Origin of the sequence: Stappia sp. TSB10P1A (genome assembly GCF_900185725.1) — a bacterium.
Classification (GTDB): domain Bacteria; phylum Pseudomonadota; class Alphaproteobacteria; order Rhizobiales; family Stappiaceae; genus Stappia.
On the sequence record NZ_FYAU01000008.1, the window covers coordinates 83376 to 102826 of the forward strand.

Below are 19451 nucleotides of genomic sequence, written 5' to 3' on the forward strand. Positions count from 1 at the left end.
CGGCTGCGGTCAGTGCAGCCGTTCCCGTTCCCGCTCGCGGTCGAGAATGCGCGGACTGTCGAGCGAGGAGATCGGTGTCGAAAGATCGCGCGGAATGTCGCCGCTCAGTTGCAGCGCCAGATAGCGCCCGCAGCAGACCCGCAGGAACGAGGCGAAATTGCCGAGATCATGGCCCGCCTCGATGGATTCGTGATGGAGCCTTGTGATCAGTTGCACCAGGGTCATGCCGTCGCGGGTGGCGATCTCCTCCAGCACCGTCCAGAAGAAGGCTTCCAGCCGCACGCTGGTCGCCATCCTGTCGATCCTCAGCGACTTCGTGGCGCTTTCCCACAAGGCCGGATCGGCCTCGATGAACAATTTGCACATGCGCATCCTCCCTGCGGCAGTCGTTCGAGAGCTTGCGGCCGTCCGTCGGCGGCCGCAAGCCTTGTCCGAGCAAGCGAGGGAGCGGCTCAGGCCGCGAGCACGGTCATGAACTGCGACAGCCAGGCCGGATGCGCCGGCCAGGCGGGTGCGGTGACCAGATTGCCGTCGGTGACGGCGCCGTCGATGGCGATCTCCGCATAGGTGCCGCCGGCCAGTTCCACCTCCGGGCGGCAGGCCGGATAGGCCGAGACGGTGCGCCCCTCGATCACCCGCGCCGCCGCCAGCAGTTGCGCCCCGTGGCAGATCGCGGCGACCGGCTTCCCGGCCTCGAAGAAATGCTTCACGGCGGCGATCACATCCGCGTCGAGCCGCAGATATTCGGGCGCCCGTCCGCCGGGGATCACCAGCGCGTCGTAATCGGCGGGATCGACCTCGGCGAAGGTGGCGTTGAGCGCGAAATTGTGGCCGCGCTTTTCGCTATAGGTCTGGTCGCCCTCGAAATCATGGATGGACGTGGCCACCGTCTGCCCCGCCTTCTTGCCCGGACACACCGCATGCACCTGGTGCCCGACCGCAAGCAGGGTCTGGAACGGAACCATCGTCTCGTAGTCCTCGGTGAAGTCACCGGTGATCATCAGGATCTTCTTCGCGGCCATGCTGCTGTCCTCCCTGGCAGTGTGACGACCGGTCCGCGGCACCCGTGAAGGCACTGCCCGCCGGTCTTTCGACCGCAACAACCCTAGCAAGCCGGCCGGGCGCGCGGGTATTAGCGCGCTACTACAGACCCCCGATCAGCAAGCCCCGATCGCCAAGCCCCCGCACGACGAACGGGCCACGCCCCGGCGCGGCCCGTCCCGCCCTCACCGATCACTGGACCGATCGCCAAACCATCGATCACTGTGCCGTGCTCGGAGGATTGGCCGGATCGACCGTCATCGGCCGGTCTGCCCCCATCTCCCGCTGGGCGCGGATGGCTTCCTCTTCCTGCCGCTTCTGCACCAGCGTCTTGAAGTCCGGCGCCGCCTCGATCTCCTCGGCGGTGGTCGCCAGGATCAACTGGTGGTCCCCCGGCTCGCTGGTGATGTGCTCGACCGCCTCGAACGGCACGGCGATCTGCCTTGCGCCAAGGCCGAGGAAGCCGCCCACGGTCATCACCAGCGAGGTCACCTGACCCTCGGGGCCGATTTCCAGAGCCACGACCTGGCCGATGGAGTCGCCGTCCGGAGTGAGCACGTTCCGGCCGATCAGGTTGCTGGTCAGCCAGTGGCCTTCCTGCTGCTCGGCGAGGAAACTCGCGGCGCCCGCCTGCGGCAGGCCGGCCTGCGGAACAACGGTCTCCGGCACCTGGTCGGCAGGCATGGCCGCGCCCGGCGTCGTTTCCTCGATGAGAGGTTCATCGACCTGCGGCTCCGTCGCCGACTGGGCCCAGGCCGCCCCCATCGAAAGGACTGCGAGCGTTGCGGTCGTGGCAAGTAGCGTCTTCATCGTCGTCTCCCTGGTCGCGTCCTCTGACCGCGCCGCCGGAATGGCGCCGGGCGGGACAGTCAGACATAGACTAAGGAACGATCGTGATCTTTTTCCGGCCCCTCACCGAGGCGGCAAGACCTTTGAAAACAGGCGTTTAATATTTTTGAAAAACGCGCTCATACACCACAATCCTGGCAAGAGGATGGCCCGTATCAGCGCGCGGGAGGACCATAAAGCCATTGCACGCCGGAAATGTCCGCCGCCTGAAGACCTTGGAAAATTTCACTATACTTGAAATGCATGATCGACGGCCCCTGCAAGTGATGGTCGAGGCCGATGGCATGGCCGATCTCATGCGCGAACGTGTAGCGCAGGTCATAGGCCGCAAGGTTGCCGTCGAATCCGATCTTCCAGTCGTGCCGGGGGTTCAGGCAGATGGCCGAACGGGTGATCGAAGCCACCCAGGCGGCGACCGGCGCGGTCTTGCCCTCGCCCGTCTCACTCGCGACCGGCAGGCTCAGCCCGCGCCCGTCCGAGCCACCGGCCTCGATCAGGCCGGACCCATCCTGCCGGGCGAAATCGACATTGGTGAAGGCGTATCCCCTCGGCATCGCCTGGGCGCCGAGCAGGATGTTCGCCGTCTCCTCGCTCGCCGCTTCCTCGAAGACGAGGCCGCTCGCCTCGCCCCACATGCGGAAGGCGGCAACGGCTTCGGCGCGCACGGCCGCGGGCGCCTCGCCGGAGGCATCCGCCAGAGTGTCGAAGTCCTGCATCTGCCGGCAGTTGCGCGCCTCCGGCCGGTTCACCGGACCGCTGGCGAAGGCATAGGTCACCCGCGCCGGCGTGCCCACCTGCGGCGCGCCCCATTTGAGGATCGCTCCCTCCAGCCGCAACGGCGTGAACAGCCGCGCCAACGGCAGGCGGGCCCTGTCCGGCGAGGCCGGCTGCAATGCCCTGGCGCCGACGGCAGGCGCCTGCGGGGCCGCCGCCACGGCAACGCTCCCCGGCAGGGCCAGGGCCGATGCGAGCGTCAGGACACGGAGCGAAGAGGAGAAAGCGACGTAGGTCAACGCAAGGCGTATCCGCTAACCGGAGTTTTACCGAAGATCATGCGGGTCCTCGCTCTCGCTGGCCGGCCTCATGCCGGTCGCCATCCAGTGCCGGATGTCGGGACCCCCCATCTGCGGTTGGGGACCCTAGCGCAAAACCGCTGCGCCTCGAAGCCCGCTTTCGCGAGGACTCCCAAAACACCCATGTCAGGACTACCAGCCTGCGCCCGATTCCCCTGCGTCGGCAAGGACAAGTCACCACCCCTGCGGCAGATCGTCCGGCCCGCGTGTTTTCCGTGCAACGCCGGACGGCAGCCAACCTCGGCGACGGCGCGTCTTGGGCCGCCGCACCCATCCCCTCCCGCCGCCGCCGACCGCCACCGCGCGATGACAGCCGTTTTCCCCTTGACGCGTCCACGCATCCGCGCGAGTGTGCCCGCCGAACCGTACCGTACGGTACCAAGCTTTTCTCACACCGGATCCGCCAGGCGTCCACCTGAACGGTCCACTCCCGAAGCCTGATCCCGAAGCCCGGTCACGAAGCCCACTTCCGAACCCCGGTCCCGACGCCTCGCTCTCCGCAACCGACGATCGCACAGCCGCCATGCCCCCCGTCCCCGACAGCGATTTCACGCCGCGCCAGAACGAGGTCCTCGCCTCGGCGCTGCGTCTTGTCGTCGACGGCGGCGAGAAGGCGCTGACCACGGCGGCGGTGGCGCGTGCGGCGAACTGCTCCAAGGAGAGCCTCTATCGCTGGTTCGGCGACCGCGACGGCTTGCTCGCCGCCATCGTCGCGCATCAGGCCGCCAAGGTCCGGGTGCCGAGCGAAAGCGCCGGCGCCCTCGACCTTGCCGAGTTCCGCGGCCGGCTTGCGACCTTCGCCGAGGATCTGCTCACCGTGCTGGCCGGCGACACCTCGCTGGCGCTCAACCGCATCGCCATCGCCCATGCCAGCCGCCACGGCGCCCCGCTCGGCCGCCTGCTGCTGGAGCGCGGCCGCGAGCGCATCGCCACCCGCGCCCGCACCCTGCTGGAGGCCGGCCGCGACCAGGGCCATGTCGATTTCGACGATGCGACGGAGGCCTATCGCACGCTGTATGGCCTCATCGTCCGCGATGCCCATGGCCGCTGGCTGCTCGGCCAGCCGCCGCTTGGCGAGGACGCCGATTTCGCCGGTCAGGCGCGCCGCGCCGTCGACCAGTTCATCACCCTTCATCCGCCCCTGTCGCACAAGAGCGCGGCCGCGGGACGGAGCTGACCCCGGCCGGGAACGGTTCCCGGCCCAATCCAAACGCCAAACGGGAGACACCAGATGCGCGTTTATTATGATCGCGATGCCGACCTCAACCTGATCAAGTCCAAGAAGGTCGCCGTCATCGGCTATGGCAGCCAGGGCCGCGCCCATGCGCTGAACCTCAAGGATTCCGGCGTCAAGGAGATCGTCGTCGCCCTGCGTCCCGGCTCCACCACCGCCAAGAAGGTCGAGGCCGACGGCCTCACGGTCATGAGCGTCGCCGAGGCGGCCGGCTGGGCCGACCTGATGATGATGGCCACCCCGGACGAGCTGCAGGCCGACATCTATCGCGACCACATCGCCGGCAACATCCGCGACGGCGCGGCCATCGCCTTCGCCCACGGCCTCAATGTGCATTTCGGCCTGATCGAGGCCAAGCCCACCGTCGACGTCCTCATGGTCGCGCCGAAGGGCCCGGGCCACACCGTGCGCGGCGAATACGAGAAGGGCGGCGGCGTGCCGTGCCTCGTCGCCGTCCACCAGGACGCCTCGGGCAACGCCCTCGACCTCGGCCTGGCCTATGCCTGCGGCGTCGGCGGCGGCCGTTCGGGCATCATCGAGACCACCTTCAAGGAAGAGTGCGAGACCGACCTGTTCGGCGAGCAGGCGGTGCTCTGCGGCGGCCTGGTCGAGCTGATCCGCGCCGGCTTCGAGACGCTGGTCGAGGCCGGCTACGCCCCGGAAATGGCCTATTTCGAGTGCCTGCACGAGGTGAAGCTGATCGTCGACCTGATCTACGAGGGCGGCATCGCCAACATGAACTACTCGATCTCCAACACCGCCGAGTGGGGCGAGTACATGTCCGGCCCGCGCGTCATCACGCCGGAGACCAAGGCCGAGATGAAGCGCATCCTGACCGACATCCAGACCGGCAAGTTCACCTCGCAGTGGATGCAGGAATGCAAGGCCGGCCAGGCCCGCTTCAAGGCGACCCGCCGCCTCAACGACGCTCACCAGATCGAGGCGGTCGGCGAGAAGCTGCGCGGCATGATGCCGTGGATCAAGAAGGGCGCCCTGGTCGACAAGGAGCGCAACTGATCCGCACGCGCTTTCCCGCGCGTTCCGAGCAAAACGGAGACGGCCCGCACCCGCGGGCCGTTTTCATTTGAGGGCGAGGGCGCTACTACAGGCGCCGACGACCACCCGCCAGGAGCCGGACATGACCGCATCCGCAAGACCCGAGATCGTGCTCGTCGCCGCCGTCGGCGAGAACGACGTGATCGGCGCGGACGGCGACATGCCCTGGAAGCTCTCCACCGACCTGAAGCATTTCAAGCGCCTCACCCTCGGCCATCCCATGGTGATGGGCCGCAAGACCTTCGAGTCCATCGGCCGGCCGCTGCCCGGCCGCCGCACCATCGTCGTCACCCGCGATGCCGGCTGGGCGCATGAGGGCACCACCCGCGCCGGCTCGCTCGACGAGGCCTTCGCGCTTGCCGCAGATGCCGCCGCCGAGGCCGGCGTCTCGGCCATCATGGTGGTCGGCGGCGGCACGATCTACGCCGCCGCCCTTCCCCTCGCCGACCGGCTGGAGATCACCCGCGTGCATGCGGCGCCCGAGGGCGACACCCTGTTCCCGAAGATCGATCCGCAGGAGTGGCGGGAAGTCACGCGCGAAACGCCGCCGCGCGGGGAAAAGGATACCGCGGACGTCACCTTCCTGACCTATCGCCGCTGTACACAGGCGGCGTGCTGAAACAACTGTTTGTCGCCTCGGGCCTTTCGTCCGCCGGCCCAATTTCCTAGGATCGCTGTCCAAAGCGGGGCGGAACCGGATTCCCCCTCTCCAATCGTCCCATAGCCGGAGGTTTTCCATGGACGTACGTGCCGCAGTCGCCTTCAAGGCCGGCCAGCCCCTGTCGATCGAAACGGTGCAGATCGAGGGCCCGCGCGCCTTCGAGGTGCTGGTCGAGATCAAGGCGACCGGCGTGTGCCACACCGATGCCTTCACCCTGTCGGGCGACGATCCGGAAGGGCTGTTCCCGGCCATTCTCGGTCATGAGGGCGCCGGCGTCGTCGTCGAGGTCGGCAAGGGTGTCACCTCGCTAAAGCCGGGCGACCATGTCATTCCGCTCTACACGCCCGAGTGTCGCGAGTGCGAATACTGCCTCAATCCCAAGACCAATCTCTGCCAGAAGATCCGCTCGACGCAGGGAGCCGGCGTGATGCCGGACGGGACCTCGCGCTTCTCCATCGGCGGCGAGAAGATCTTCCACTATATGGGCACCTCGACCTTCGCCAACTACACGGTGCTGCCGGAGATCGCTCTCGCCAAGGTCCGCCCCGACGCGCCCTTCGACAAGATCTGCTACATCGGCTGCGGCGTCACCACCGGCATCGGCGCGGTCGTCAACACCGCCAAGGTCGAGCCGGGCTCCAATGTCGTGGTCTTCGGCCTCGGCGGCATCGGCCTCAACGTCATCCAGGGTGCCCGCCTCGCCGGCGCCAACATGATCGTCGGCGTCGACATCAATCCCGACAAGAAGGCCATGGCCGAGCGCTACGGCATGACCCATTTCGTCAACCCGCTGGAGGTCGAGGGCGATCTCGTGCCCTATCTCGTCGACCTCACCAAGGGCGGCGCCGACTATTCCTTCGAATGCATCGGCCGCACCGACACCATGCGCCAGGCGCTGGAATGCGCCCACAAGGGCTGGGGCGAATCGATCATCATCGGCGTTGCCGGCGCCGGGCAGGAGATCTCCACCCGGCCGTTCCAGCTCGTCACCGGCCGCTCCTGGCGCGGCTCGGCCTTCGGCGGCGCGCGCGGGCGCACCGACGTGCCGAAGATCGTCGACTGGTACATGGACGGCAAGATCGAGATCGACAGCATGATCACCCACACCATGCCGCTCGAGGAGATCAACACGGCCTTCGACCTGATGCACGAGGGCAAGTCGATCCGCTCGGTCGTCACGTTCTGATCAAAGCGGGCCGGGAGCGGACGACGCCTTCCGGCCCGCACCACGCCCCGCCTGCGGGGCCGGCCGCACCTGCGGTCGACACAACACAACCGGGGGGAACGATGAGCGAAACCGGAACCATGTGGGCCGAGCCCCGTGACGGCGACAGCATCGGCGGGCGCATCCGCCGTGCACGCGAGGCGGCGAACTTCTCCTCCGCCCAGCTTGCCCGGCGCATCGGCGTCAAGACCGCGACCGTCACCGCCTGGGAAACCGGACGCTCCGAACCCCGCGCCAACCGGCTGACCATGCTGGCCGGCTTTCTCGGCGTCAGCCCCACCTGGCTGCTCTACGGCCTCGGCGACGCGCCCGCCGAGACGCCGCTCGCCAGCGAGATGGCGCTGATCGCCTCGAGCCTCAAGCTGCTGCGCGAGACGCATGAGCGCACCGGCGAGGCGCTCGCCCGGCTGGAGGCGCAGGTCGAGCAGATCGGCCGGCTGATCGGCAAGGACACGCAAGGTCCCGGCGCGTGAGCGCAGCCATGACCGCCCGCCCCGTCGACGATCCCGCCCTTCCGGCGATTGCCGGCAGGCCGCCCCTTACCGCCTTCTGGGCGGAGATGGACGCGCTCACGCCGCGCCAGCTCCATGACCTGCTGCGCCTGCGCGTCGATGTCTTCGTGGTCGAGCAGGCCTGCCCCTATCCGGAGATCGACGGCCGCGATCCGCAGGCCCGTCATCTTCTGGTCACCGCTCCCGGCGAGGGCGGCGCTGGCGACACGGAGCTTGCCGCCTGCCTGCGCCTGCTGCGACCCGATGCGCCGGGAGCCCCGCTGCGCATCGGCCGCATCGTCGTTGCCCCGGCCTGGCGCGGCACCGGCCTTGGCGACTATCTGATGCGCGCCGCCCTTGCCGAAGCCCGGCGCATTGCCCCAGACCATCCGCAGGCGCTGTCGGCGCAGGCGCATCTGACCGCCTTCTATGCCGCGCACGGTTTCGTGCCGGTATCCGAGACCTATCTGGAAGACGGGATCCCGCATGTCGACATGCTGCGCGATCCCGCTTGCCACGACACCTGATCCCCTCACGCGAGAGCCGATATCCATGACCCTCGACCTCATCTCCTCAGCCCGCGCCTTCGGCGGCGAGCAGCGCGTCTATCGCCATGCCTCCGCCGCCACCGGCACCGACATGGAATTCGCCGCCTTCCTGCCGGCCGAGGCGCTGCGCGGCGAGGCCTGCCCGACGCTCTTCTATCTCTCCGGCCTCACCTGCACCTGGGAGAACGCCACCACCAAGGCCGGCTACCAGCGCCTGGCCGCCGAATACGGATTGATCCTCGTCGCCCCGGACACCAGCCCGCGCGGCGAGGGCGTCGCCAATGACGCCACCTACGACCTCGGCCAGGGCGCCGGCTTCTATATCGACGCGACTGAGGCGCCCTGGGCGCCGCATTTCGCGATGGAAAGCTATGTTGCGCGCGAGCTCTTCGACCTCGTCGCGGCCGAACTGCCGGTGTGGGAGGGCGCCGTCGGCGTCACCGGCCATTCGATGGGCGGCCACGGCGCCTTGACCCTGGCGATGAAGCATCCCGACCGCTTCCGCTCGGTCTCCGCCTTCGCTCCCATCGTCAACCCGCTCGACTGCCCCTGGGGCGAAAAGGCCTTCACCGCCTATCTCGGCAAGGACCGCGCGGTCTGGGCCGCGCACGACGCCTGCCACCTCGTCGAGCATACCGGCTGGTCCGGCGACATCCTGATCGACCAGGGCAGCGCCGACGGCTTCCTCGAAGAGCAGCTCAAGCCCTGGGCGTTCGAGCGGGCCTGCCGCAAGGCCGGCGTCGACCTCACCCTGCGCATGCAGGGCGGCTACGACCACTCCTATTATTTCATCTCCACCTTCCTTGCCGATCACGTCGCCTGGCATGCCGCGCGCCTGACCGGCTGAGGCGGGAGGGGTCCTTGTTCCAGGCGGCGGCCTTCGCCGCCCGGAGGCGTCGGACGGCTGCGCCAATTCGTCACCGCCTCGTGCGAACGGCGTTTTCCCGCCGGTCGCACATTGACATCGCGCCCTGCCATCGCCAATTCCACGAGGTGATGTATCCGCCGGCTTTCGTTGAAAGCCGGGGCCAATCTCCCTATAACCCGACTAGGCCCGTGTGGCGTGTCGACGAACAACCGGAAACGGTACGGTGCCGTTTCCCCAGTGTAAGGATGTCTTGATGCCTTGGAGCAACCAGAACGGTGGCGGCGGCTGGAAGGGCGGCGGGGGCGGTGGCCCCTGGGGCGGTTCCGGCGGTGGCGGTCCCTGGGGGGGCGGTCCGCAGCGCGGCGGTGGCGGCGGTGGCAACCCGCCGGATCTGGAAGAGCTGCTCAAACGCAGCCAGAACACCCTGAAGACGGTGCTGCCCGGCGGCGGCAATCTCGGCTTCAAGGGCATCCTTCTCGCGGTGATCATCGCCGCCGGCGTCTGGCTCGCCACCGGCTTCTACCGGGTCGAGCAGGGCCAGGTCGGTGTCGAGCTGGTCTTCGGCGAGGTCACCAACCAGACCGCTCCCGGCCTGAACTACAACTGGCCCTATCCGGTCGGCGCCGTCTACACGCCGGAAGTCCTGCGCATCCGCGAACTGACCGTCGGCATGCGCGAGACCGTCAGCGGCAACCGCGTCACCACGCAGGATGTCGCCGAGGAAAGCCTGATGCTGACCGGCGACGAGAACATCGTCGATGTCGACTTCAAGGTGCAGTGGCGCATCCGGAACACGCCGGAGGGCGTCTCCAACTTCCTGTTCAACATCCAGGACCCGGATGGAACGGTGAAGGCGGTCGCCGAAAGCGCCATGCGCGAAGTGGTCGGCGAGAGCAACATCGACGCCATTCTCGGCGAGAACCGCACGCCCATCCAGGTCGCGGTGCAGAGCCTGATGCAGACCGCGCTCGACACTTACGGTGCCGGCGTCGAGGTCACCCAGGTCCAGATGCAGAAGGTCGACCCGCCGCAGCAGGTCATCGAGGCCTTCCGCGACGTGCAGGCCGCGCGCGCCGACCAGGAGCGCATCCAGAACGAGGCCCAGGCCTATGCCAACCGCGTCGTGCCGGAGGCCCGAGGCGAGGCGGCCCGGCTGCTTGAAGCAGCCAACGCCTATCGCGACCAGACGGTCGCCGAGGCCAACGGTCAGGCGCAGCGCTTCGTCAAGATCCTGGACGAGTACCAGAAGGCTCCGTCCGTGACCCGCGAGCGTCTCTATCTGGAGACGATCGAGCAGGTTCTCGGCCGCAACGCCAAGATCATCATCGACGAGGGCACCAGCGGCTCGGGCGTCGTGCCCTATCTGCCGCTCGACCAGCTCAACCGAAACCAGGGCGCCGCCCGCAGCGGAGGCAACCAGTGATGAAGAACGGTATTTTCGGGATCGGCGGCATTATCGTCGCCGTCGCAGCGCTCGCCTTCTACCTGTCCGTGTTCATCGTCAACCCGGCCCAGCAGGCCCTGGTGCTGCAGTTCGGCGAGATCAAGCGGGCCGAGCAGGAGCCGGGCCTGAAGTTCAAGATCCCCTTCGTCCAGAACGTGGTCTATTTCGACAAGCGCGTGCTCGACCTGAACATGCCGCTGATCGAGCCGATCCTGTTCGACAAGAAGCGGCTGGTGGTGGACGCCTTCGCGCGCTATCGCATTACCGATCCGGTCCTGTTCTTCCAGACGGTGAACAACACCAGCGAGGCCAATCAGCGCCTGTCCACCTTCCTGCAGTCGAGCCTGCGTTCGGTGCTCGCCCGCGCCACCTTCGTGCAGATGGTGCGTGACGACCGCGCCGGGCTGATGGACCAGATCCGTCAGGACGTCGCCGCCCGCGCCGCGCCGATCGGCATCGAGGTGGTGGATGTGAAGATCCGCCGCGCCGACCTGCCGCAGACCAACTCCGACGCGGTGTTCCGCCGCATGCAGACGGAGCGTCAGCGAGAGGCGACGGAGATCCGCGCGCAGGGCGCCGAGCAGGCGCAGCGTATCCGCTCGCGCGCCGACCGCGACTCCACCGTCATCGTCGCCGAAGCCAATCGCGACGCCGAGGTGATCCGCGGTGACGGCGATGCGGAGCGGAACCGCATCTTCGCCGAGGCCTTCAACCGCGATCCGGAGTTCTTCAGCTTCTATCGCTCGATGCAGGCCTATTCGGAAGGCCTCAAGACCGGCGACACCTCGATGGTGCTGTCGCCGACCTCGGAGTTCTTCCGCTACTTCCGCGATCCCAGCGGACGCAACCAGCCGCAGCCGCCCGCCGCCACCGGCGAGGCGCCGGTGGCCCGGGGTCCGCTCGCCCAGTGAGCGACCTGTGGGTTGCGCTTGGCCTCGTCCTGGCTCTCGAGGGGGCGCTTTATGCGCTCGCCCCGGGAGCCATGAAACAGGCGATCCGGCAGATGCTGGAACTGCCGGACGGGGTCTTGCGGACGGGCGGACTGATTGCCGCCATAATCGGCGTCTTCATCGTCTGGCTCGTCCGCGGATAGCCTTGCGCGGAAATCGGACGTAGGTTTGCCGGGGTCGGCCGGGGCGCAACGCGCTCCGTCCGGCCGCAAGACATCGCGGGGCACCGGACCCCGAACCCAGATGGAGGACAACGGCCTATGGCCCTGTTGAACACCGACCCGCGTCAGGCCGGCCCGTCCGGCAAGGCCGGCACCCGCCGCATCGCGCAGCGTCTCGCCGCGGCCGCCCTTGCCCTTGCCCTCGCCGTTCCCGCCGCCGTGGTCGACCACCGCGCCGCACGCGCCCAGGCGCCCGAATCGATCCCGGACCTCGCCGAGTCCCTGCTCGATGCGGTGGTCAACATCTCGACCGCCCAGAACGTCACCGCGCAGCGCTCCGTGCCGCTGCCGCAGGTGCCGGAAGGCTCGCCCTTCCAGGAGTTCTTCGACGAGTTCTTCAACCGCCAGAACCGCGACAATGCCCGCCCGCGCCGGGTGCAGTCGCTCGGCTCGGGCTTCGTCATCGACGGCGAACAGGGCATCATCGTCACCAACAATCACGTGATCGAGGGGGCCGACGAGATCACTGCCAACTTCAACGACGGCAGCAAGCTTGTCGCCGAGGTGATCGGCCGCGACAGCAAGACCGACATCGCCGTGCTGAAGGTGACCTCGCCGACACCGCTGAAAGCCGTGTCCTTCGGCGATTCGCGCGCCCTGCGCGTCGGCGAATGGGTGATGGCGATCGGCAACCCCTTCGGCCTCGGCGGCACGGTCACCACCGGCATCGTCTCCGCCCGCAACCGCAACATCAATTCCGGCCCTTACGACAACTACATCCAGACCGACGCCTCCATCAACCGGGGCAATTCCGGCGGCCCGCTGTTCAACCGCAACGGCGAGGTGATCGGCATCAACACCGCGATCATCTCGCCCTCCGGCGGCTCCATCGGCATCGGCTTCTCGATTCCCTCCGAGATCGCCACCAGGGTCATCGCCCAGTTGCGCGAGTTCGGCGAGACCCGCCGCGGCTGGCTCGGCGTGCGCATCCAGGAAGTCACCGACGAGATCGCCGAGAGCCTCGGCATGGACAAGGCCGAAGGCGCGCTGATCGCCGGCATCACCGAGGGCGGACCGGCCGAGGAGGCCGGTTTCGAGGCCGGCGACGTGGTGATCGAGTTCAACGGCGCCCGCGTTCCGGCCATGCATGACCTGCCGCGCATGGTCGCCGACACGCCGGTCGGCGAGGAAGTCTCGGTCGTCGTCCTGCGCAAGGGCGAGGAGGTCACGCTCCAGGTCAAGCTCGGCCGTCTCGAGGAGGCCGACGCCTCCGCTGCCGCCGACAGCACGGCTCCCTCCGACCAGGCCCCGGCCACCGACACCCCGACGGTGCTCGGGATGACGCTGTCCACCCTCACCGACGAGTTGCGCAGCCAGTATTCGATCGCCGCCGACGTCAAGGGCGTCGTCGTCACCGCCGTCGAAGATGGCTCGGGCGCTGCCGAAAAGCGCATCGCTGCCGGCGACGTGATCGTCGAGGTGGCGCAGGAGACCGTTACCGACCCGGCCGATATCATCGCCCGCATCGAGGCCCTGAAGGGCGAGAGCCGCCGCCTGGCGCTGTTCCTCATCGCCAATGCGCAGGGCGAGGTCCGCTTCATCCCGCTCTCCATCGAGCAGTAGGACCGCGACCCCGCCCCGAAGACACGAAGGCCGCGGGTTCGCCCGCGGCCTTTTTTCCAGTCCCTCGAAAAGCGCGATTCAGCCGGCGGCGAACTCGCCGGCCCGGTAACCCTGGAAGTAGAGCAGCGCGGTCAGGTCGCCATGGTCGACCCTCGCGTCGGCCGCCGCCGCCACTGCCGGCTTGGCCCGATAGGCAACGCCCAGCCCGGCGCGCTCGATCATCGCCAGGTCGTTGGCCCCGTCGCCGACGGCCACCGACGCCTCCGCCTCGATCCCCTTCTCCACGAGCAGTTCCTCCAGCCGCTGCCGCTTGGCCTCGCGCCCGAGGATCGGCTCGCCCACCTTGCCGGTCAGCCGTCCCTCGGCAATGCCCAGCGTGTTGGCCCGGTTCTCGTGGAAGCCGAGCTGCGCCGCGATCTGCGAGGTGAAGGCCGTGAAGCCGCCGGAGACCAGCGCGCAATAGGCGCCATGCGCCCGCATCGTGCCGACCAGTTCGCGCGCGCCGGGCGTCAGGGTGATCTGCGACTTCAGCACCTCGCCGATCACCTCTTCCCCGAGGCCGGCCAGCATCGCCGCGCGCTCGCGCAGGGCCGGCTCGAACTCCAGCTCGCCCCGCATCGCCCGTTCGGTGATCGCCGCGATCACGTCCTTCTTGCCGACGGCGGCGGCCAGTTCGTCGATGCATTCCTGGCCGATCATGGTGGAATCCATGTCGGCGATCAGCAGGCGCTTGCGTCGGCCCTCGCGCTTCTGCACAAGGACGTCGACGGGCGCGTCCGCCAGCACCTGGCGCAAGGCCGCGTCGAACGCGCCGGCATGCGCCGGATCGCCGTCGACGGCAAGGTCGCAGGCGATGCCGGCGGCGAGCCAGTCGGCGGCAGCGGCGCCCACGGGCAGCACATGCAGCGCCCGCGCGACGAGCGTCTCGTCGAGGACCGGGCGCGAGGGATTGGCGACAAGGGTTGCGACGAGCGACATCGTGAGGCGCCTTGAAAGGGAATGAGGAAGACGTGGCGAAACCGGTGACGTTGATAGCCGGACCCACGGCAAGCGGCAAGTCGGCGCTGGCCCTGGACCTGGCGGAGCGCGATGGCGGCTGGATCGTCAACGCCGACAGCATGCAGGTCTATGCCGATCTCGACGTGCTCACCGCCCGCCCCTCGCCGGCGGATCTCGCCCGGGCACCGCACCGCCTCTACGGCCATGTCGATGCCGCCGAGCCCTGGTCCGTCGCCCGCTGGCTGGAGGACATCGCCAAGGTGCTGGACGAGGCGCGCACCGCCGGGCGGCCGCTGATCATCGTCGGCGGCACCGGCCTCTATTTCCGCGCCCTTGCCGGCGGCCTGTCCGCCGTGCCGCCGATCCCGGAGGAGATCCGCACCCGCCTGCGCACTGAAGCAGCGGATGCACCCGCCGGCGCGCTGCACCAAAGGCTGGCCGAGGTGGATCCGCCGATGGCCGCGCGGCTCGAGCCCGGCGACACCCAGCGCATCTTGCGGGCCCTGGAGGTGATCGAGGCGACCGGCCGTTCGCTCGCCTATTGGCAGCGGCAGCAGGGGCCGGTTCTGGTCGGACCGGAGGCTGCCCGTGTCGTTCTCGCCCCGCCGCGTCCCTGGCTGCACGCGTGCATCGCCGACCGCTTCCGCGCCATGGTCGATCAGGGCGCCATGGAGGAAGCCCGCCGCCTGCTGGCCCGCGAGCTCGACCCGGACCTGCCGGCGATGAAGGCCATCGGCCTGCGCGAGCTTGGCCGCCTTGCGCCCGACCTTGCCGGGCTGGACCCGGCCATCGACAAGGCGACCACCGAGACCCGCCGCTATGCCAAGCGACAGGAGACCTTCTTCAGAGGCCAGCTCGGCGACTGGCCCCGCCTTGATCCGGCGGACGCCGCCGCCTGGCACCGCTTTCTGCGTGGAGAATAGCGGGCGCCACAGCCTTTGATTGCAATGTCATCATTTGCCCATAAACTCCATCTATGGAGTTTCCCGCTCGCCACGCCCCGGTGCATTCCGGCCACGGTTCGGCGGGCTCTGTCCGGCGCATCCCATCATGCGCCACCCCGCCCGACGCGGCGCAGATCGCGCGGGTTGTCTTCCGGAGGAAGGGCCGACAGGTCCCGATCCCGCCAGACCGTCTTTTACGGACACCGCGCCCTCCACGGGCGACGGACCGCAAGGAGAGAGACATGGCGGACACTGCGATACTCGAGACACCACGCCTGCGGCTTGCCGCCTTCACGCCAGCCGACGTGGGCGATCTCCATACCCTGCACAGCGATGAGAACGTCAATCGTTTCCTCGCCTCCCACGAGGCGATCCGCTCGCGCGAGGACGCCGAGCAGCACCTGCGCGACTATATCGAGGGTCAAGACCACCGCGGCTTCAGCCAGTGGAAGACGACCCTGCGCGATGGCGGCTTTGCCGGCCGGGCAGGCTTCTCCGTCTTCCCCGAAACCTCGGAAGTGGCGCTGAGCATCTGCCTGAAGCCGCAGTTCTGGGGCAAGGGCTATGCCTCGGAACTGGCCGGCGCCCTGGTGACCTGGTTCTTCGAACGCACCTATTTCACCCACCTCATCGCCTTCGTCGCCGCCGGCAACGATCCGGCCCGCCGCATGGTGGAAAGCATCGGCTTTTCGATACGCCAGCGCATGGTGATCGACGGCAACGTCTTCGACTGCCTGCAGGTGCTCTCGCCCGCCCTTGCCCGCTACGCCCGCGCCAGCGCCTGAGGCGCGGCGGGCCAAGCTGCCTTCACATCGCTTTCTCTTGCGAACGCAATCGGCGATCCTCAGCGTCCTTTGCGATTACGGGAATCCGACAACTCCGCGGCCCCATTAACGTTCTTTGCGCTCGATAGCGGTTTTCGATCGCTGCGGCTGGAAAATCGGAGATGTAGCGCTTATTTCATTTATTGCGGTTATTTCGATTGTCGACGACAGTGTTGAAAACACCGGGGACGAACCGGCTCAAGAGGAGCCGGCTCTTCGACGAGCTACAGGAGGGATAGGATGCTTGCGCTCATGGACCAGACGCATCAGCCGTTTGTCGCCGATGAGGCGGAAGCGGTCATTGCCCGAAAGGCTGCGGATCGCTTGCGGGCGGTCGCCGAAACCAACGAGAGCATCAGAATTACCGTTGATGGGAAGGGGGACGACAAGATCATCGTTCCCCTGCCCGCGCGCGCCGTTGCTCTCATTTACGAGGTGCTGGAAGCAATGGCCAACCGCACCCCGATGTCGCTGATCCCGCATGAGGCGGAACTGACGACGCAGCAGGCCGCCGATTATCTGAATGTTTCCCGGCCCCATTTGATCCGGCAACTGGAAGCTGGAAAGATCCAGTACCGGAAGGTCGGCAGTCACCGCCGAGTGCGCTTCGCGGACCTGATCCGATATGAGAACGCTTGCCGCGAGGAACAGAAAAAGGCCCTCGTCGATCTCGGTGATGAGGCAAGGCGACTTGGGCTCGAATGATCTCGACCTTCACCGCGTTCTTCGATGCCAATGTCTTCTATGGCGCGAGGCTTCGCAGCCTCGCGCTCTTCGTTGCACAGACAAAGCTCTTCCGCGCCAGGTGGTCGGAGCGAATTCACGATGAGTGGGTGCGAAACCTGATCAAGAACCGACCCGATCTCGCTCCGGAAGATTTGGCGAAGACCCGCGCGGCGATGAACGCGGCAGTCCCGGACTGCCTCGTGGAAGGATATGAACCACTCATACAGAGTATTGAACTGCCGGACCCGGATGATCGGCATGTGGTCGCCGCCGCGATTCTCACCCGCGCCAGCGTCATCGTTACCTTCAACGAGAACGACTTTCCGCCCGCCGCCCTGGCGGGATTTCGCCTGCATACGAAACACCCCGACGATTTTCTCAGGGACGTTTTCGACCTCGCACCTGAGCTGTTCATCGAGGCGGTTCGCAGTGATTTCCTCCACTACGTCAACCCGTCCCTGGATTATGCGGACTATCTCGCGAGCTTGGCGAGGTCCGGCGTTCCGCGTTTGGCGAAGGACCTCGCGGCGTTTGAAGTTCTGATGCCCTCGGACGGCAACGGCGTGTAAACCCCGCAGGTTCCTGACGCCCCCTTGGGCCTTCCGATAAATCCCCGCTCTCCGCGCCGCCGGCCAGCCCGCAAGGGATGACGCTCCGCACTTTACAAAAAGCCCCCGGCGGATCGCTCCGCCGGGGGCTTTGTCCTGGGGCAAGTCCGGTCAGGCCGGCGGCTCAGACGGCGCGCAGTTCCTGATGGTCCGGCTTGCTCTGGCGGGCGATCAGCCGGTTGAGCGCCGAGATATAGGCGCGGGCCGAGGCCACCAGCGTGTCGGTGTCCGCGCCCTTGCCGGTCGCCATGCGGCCGTTCGACTCGAGCCGGACGGACACCTCCGCCTGCGCGTCGGTCCCTTCCGTCACCGCATGCACCTGATAGAGCGACAGGCGCGCGTCGTGCGGCACGATGGCCTTGATCGCGTTGAAGGTGGCGTCGATCGGGCCGTCGCCGGTGCATTCGCGGGTCTCGTGGCGGCCGTTGACGTCGAGCGTCAGGATCGCCTTGCCGGCGGCGCCGGTGCCGGCGATCACGGTCAGCGCGATCACCTTGATCTGCTCGCCCTGGGTCGCGATCTCGTTCTCGACCAGGGCCTCGATGTCCTCGTCATAGACGTGCTTCTTGCGGTCGGCGAGATCCTTGAACCGGCGGAAGGCGTCCTCGAAGGCGTTGTCGCCGATCTCGTAGCCCAGTTCCTCCAGCTTCTGGCGGAAGGCGTGGCGGCCGGAATGCTTGCCCATCACCAGCGAGGTGGCCTTCACGCCGACATCCTCGGGGCGCATGATCTCGTAGGTCTCGGCATTCTTCAGCATGCCGTCCTGGTGGATGCCGCTTTCATGCGCGAAGGCGTTCTTGCCGACGATCGCCTTGTTGAACTGGACCGGGAAGCCGGACACCGCCGAGACCAGCTTGGAGGCGCGGGTGAGGTAGCGCGGCTCGACCGCGCAGCCATAGGGCAGCACGTCGGAGCGGGTGCGGATCGCCATGACGATCTCTTCCAGCGCCGCATTGCCGGCACGCTCGCCGAGGCCGTTGATCGTGCATTCGATCTGCCGCGCGCCGCCGGCGACGCCGGCCAGCGAGTTGGCGACGGCGAGGCCCAGGTCATTGTGGCAGTGCACGGAGAAGATCGCCTTGTCCGCGTCCGGCACCCGGGCGCGGATCTGCTCGAACATCGCCTTGTACTCGTCCGGCGTCGCATAGCCGACCGTGTCCGGCAGGTTGATCGTCGTCGCGCCGGCGCGGATCGCCGCCTCGACGCAGCGGCACAGATATTCGATCGGCGTGCGGGTGGCGTCCATCGCCGACCATTCCACGTCGTCGATCAGGTTGCGCGCCCGGCCGACCGTGTCGGTGATGATGTCGAGCACCTGCGCCTCGGTCTTCTTCATCTGGTGCTCCAGATGGATCGGCGAGGTGGAGACGAAGGTGTGGATACGGCCGCGCTCGGCATGGCGTACCGCCTCGCCGGCCCGGTCGATATCGGCATGGATGGCACGGGCGAGGCCCGCGATCACCGAACGCTTGGTGCGCTTGGCGATCTCGGAGACCGCCTCGAAGTCGCCGTTGGAGGCGATCGGAAAGCCCGCCTCGATGATGTCGACGCCCATGTCGTCGAGAATTTCGGCCACCTGCAGCTTCTCCTCCAGCGTCATGGAGGCGCCGGGCGACTGCTCGCCGTCGCGCAAGGTGGTGTCGAAAATGAAGATCTGATCCTGGGCAGACATTATCCGTTTCCCTTCGGGTCGGGCCCTGCGCCGCTCGCGTGTCCATGGGGCGCGGGCCGAAAATGCATCGGTCGGTGAAGGTTTCGTCCCCTGAGCGCCCGCCTCCGTTCCGCTGGGAGGCAGCCGGTGCTCAGGGGCAGATAAGGAGAAGGAGGCCGCCGCGACGCAGGGCTCCGCCGCGCGCCGTGCGCGCGTCGATCGCAAAAGCGGCAGATGTGCCAGCGGCGATCATGCGGGTCGTCCAGTCCTTGCGTCTCGCCCGTCCGTTGCGGGCCGGTGGCACGGGAGACTGCGCCAAGCTTGCGCAAGATGTCCCGAAAGAAGCGTTAGTGCATCAAGGTGGTATCCGATCGCCCGCGCGCTTGCAAGATCCTTGCGCGGACTTTCATGGATCTCGCGCGGCAGGCTTGCGCACGAAGCGAAACGGGCGGGATCGCTCCCGCCCTCTCCGCAC

The 19451-nt window shown here is 67.6% G+C and carries 21 protein-coding genes; 15 read left to right on the forward strand and 6 right to left on the reverse strand.

The window, feature by feature from the left end:
• Positions 1-9: 9 nt before the first annotated feature.
• The 4 genes from TSB10P1A_RS01835 to TSB10P1A_RS01850 form a co-directional block, all read right to left on the reverse strand.
• Positions 10-366, reverse strand: a complete 357-nt coding sequence (locus TSB10P1A_RS01835; protein ID WP_186386202.1) for a ribbon-helix-helix domain-containing protein — start codon at positions 364-366, stop codon at positions 10-12.
• A gap of 86 nt (positions 367-452) precedes the next feature.
• On the reverse strand, positions 453-1022 hold the full coding sequence (locus TSB10P1A_RS01840) for a DJ-1/PfpI family protein (RefSeq protein ID WP_186386203.1): 570 nt from the start codon (positions 1020-1022) through the stop codon (positions 453-455).
• 238 nt (positions 1023-1260) lie between these two features.
• Positions 1261-1851: a PRC-barrel domain-containing protein gene (locus TSB10P1A_RS01845; protein ID WP_186386204.1), complete on the reverse strand. Its 591-nt coding sequence runs from the start codon at positions 1849-1851 to the stop codon at positions 1261-1263.
• A gap of 194 nt (positions 1852-2045) precedes the next feature.
• Positions 2046-2903, reverse strand: coding sequence for a matrixin family metalloprotease (locus TSB10P1A_RS01850; protein ID WP_186386205.1), 858 nt, complete (start codon positions 2901-2903; stop codon positions 2046-2048).
• A 583-nt stretch (positions 2904-3486) separates the two neighbouring features.
• Here TSB10P1A_RS01850 and TSB10P1A_RS01855 point away from each other — a divergent pair.
• From TSB10P1A_RS01855 to TSB10P1A_RS01905, 11 genes are all read left to right on the forward strand, one after another.
• Complete coding sequence (locus TSB10P1A_RS01855) at positions 3487-4140, forward strand: TetR/AcrR family transcriptional regulator (RefSeq protein WP_186386206.1); 654 nt, start codon at positions 3487-3489, stop codon at positions 4138-4140.
• A gap of 54 nt (positions 4141-4194) precedes the next feature.
• The gene (gene ilvC, locus TSB10P1A_RS01860; RefSeq protein ID WP_186386207.1) at positions 4195-5214 is read left to right on the forward strand and encodes a ketol-acid reductoisomerase; all 1020 of its coding nucleotides are present in this window, start codon (positions 4195-4197) and stop codon (positions 5212-5214) included.
• 121 nt (positions 5215-5335) lie between these two features.
• A complete protein-coding gene (locus TSB10P1A_RS01865) occupies positions 5336-5872 on the forward strand; it encodes a dihydrofolate reductase (RefSeq protein WP_186386208.1) in 537 nt (178 codons plus the stop codon).
• A gap of 118 nt (positions 5873-5990) precedes the next feature.
• Positions 5991-7100, forward strand: a complete 1110-nt coding sequence (locus tag TSB10P1A_RS01870; protein WP_186386209.1) for an S-(hydroxymethyl)glutathione dehydrogenase/class III alcohol dehydrogenase — start codon at positions 5991-5993, stop codon at positions 7098-7100.
• 101 nt (positions 7101-7201) lie between these two features.
• Entirely contained in the window at positions 7202-7612 is a 411-nt protein-coding gene (locus TSB10P1A_RS01875; RefSeq protein WP_186386210.1) for a helix-turn-helix domain-containing protein, read from the forward strand.
• Between the two features lie 8 nt (positions 7613-7620).
• Complete coding sequence (locus TSB10P1A_RS01880; protein ID WP_186386211.1) at positions 7621-8157, forward strand: GNAT family N-acetyltransferase; 537 nt, start codon at positions 7621-7623, stop codon at positions 8155-8157.
• A 25-nt stretch (positions 8158-8182) separates the two neighbouring features.
• Positions 8183-9025: an S-formylglutathione hydrolase gene (fghA, locus tag TSB10P1A_RS01885; RefSeq protein WP_186386212.1), complete on the forward strand. Its 843-nt coding sequence runs from the start codon at positions 8183-8185 to the stop codon at positions 9023-9025.
• A gap of 274 nt (positions 9026-9299) precedes the next feature.
• Positions 9300-10469 carry an FtsH protease activity modulator HflK gene (gene hflK, locus TSB10P1A_RS01890; RefSeq protein ID WP_186386213.1) on the forward strand — a complete coding sequence of 390 codons (1170 nt, stop codon included), beginning with the start codon at positions 9300-9302 and terminating at the stop codon, positions 10467-10469.
• A complete protein-coding gene (gene hflC, locus TSB10P1A_RS01895; protein WP_186386214.1) occupies positions 10469-11401 on the forward strand; it encodes a protease modulator HflC in 933 nt (310 codons plus the stop codon). The genes hflK and hflC overlap by 1 nt, the downstream gene beginning before the upstream one ends.
• Entirely contained in the window at positions 11398-11583 is a 186-nt protein-coding gene (locus TSB10P1A_RS01900) for a DUF2065 domain-containing protein (RefSeq protein ID WP_186386215.1), read from the forward strand. The genes hflC and TSB10P1A_RS01900 overlap by 4 nt, the downstream gene beginning before the upstream one ends.
• 117 nt (positions 11584-11700) lie before the next feature.
• Entirely contained in the window at positions 11701-13224 is a 1524-nt protein-coding gene (locus tag TSB10P1A_RS01905) for a DegQ family serine endoprotease (protein ID WP_186386216.1), read from the forward strand.
• Positions 13225-13302: 78 nt separating this feature from the next.
• Here the strand turns inward: TSB10P1A_RS01905 and serB are convergent, their stop codons facing one another.
• Positions 13303-14202, reverse strand: a complete 900-nt coding sequence (gene serB / locus TSB10P1A_RS01910) for a phosphoserine phosphatase SerB (protein ID WP_186386217.1) — start codon at positions 14200-14202, stop codon at positions 13303-13305.
• Positions 14203-14234: 32 nt separating this feature from the next.
• Here serB and miaA point away from each other — a divergent pair, with 32 nt between their 5' ends.
• The 4 genes from miaA to TSB10P1A_RS01930 all read left to right on the forward strand — a co-directional run bounded on the left by miaA (position 14235) and on the right by TSB10P1A_RS01930 (position 17286).
• Entirely contained in the window at positions 14235-15146 is a 912-nt protein-coding gene (miaA, locus tag TSB10P1A_RS01915; protein WP_186386218.1) for a tRNA (adenosine(37)-N6)-dimethylallyltransferase MiaA, read from the forward strand.
• 263 nt (positions 15147-15409) lie between these two features.
• Entirely contained in the window at positions 15410-15952 is a 543-nt protein-coding gene (locus TSB10P1A_RS01920) for a GNAT family N-acetyltransferase (protein WP_186386219.1), read from the forward strand.
• A 279-nt stretch (positions 15953-16231) separates the two neighbouring features.
• A complete protein-coding gene (locus TSB10P1A_RS01925; protein WP_186386220.1) occupies positions 16232-16696 on the forward strand; it encodes a helix-turn-helix domain-containing protein in 465 nt (154 codons plus the stop codon).
• Positions 16693-17286, forward strand: a complete 594-nt coding sequence (locus TSB10P1A_RS01930; protein WP_186386221.1) for a PIN domain-containing protein — start codon at positions 16693-16695, stop codon at positions 17284-17286. The genes TSB10P1A_RS01925 and TSB10P1A_RS01930 overlap by 4 nt, the downstream gene beginning before the upstream one ends.
• Before the next feature lie 163 nt (positions 17287-17449).
• Here TSB10P1A_RS01930 and TSB10P1A_RS01935 read toward each other — a convergent pair whose 3' ends face one another.
• On the reverse strand, positions 17450-18997 hold the full coding sequence (locus tag TSB10P1A_RS01935; RefSeq protein ID WP_186386222.1) for a 2-isopropylmalate synthase: 1548 nt from the start codon (positions 18995-18997) through the stop codon (positions 17450-17452).
• Positions 18998-19451: the final 454 nt, after the last annotated feature.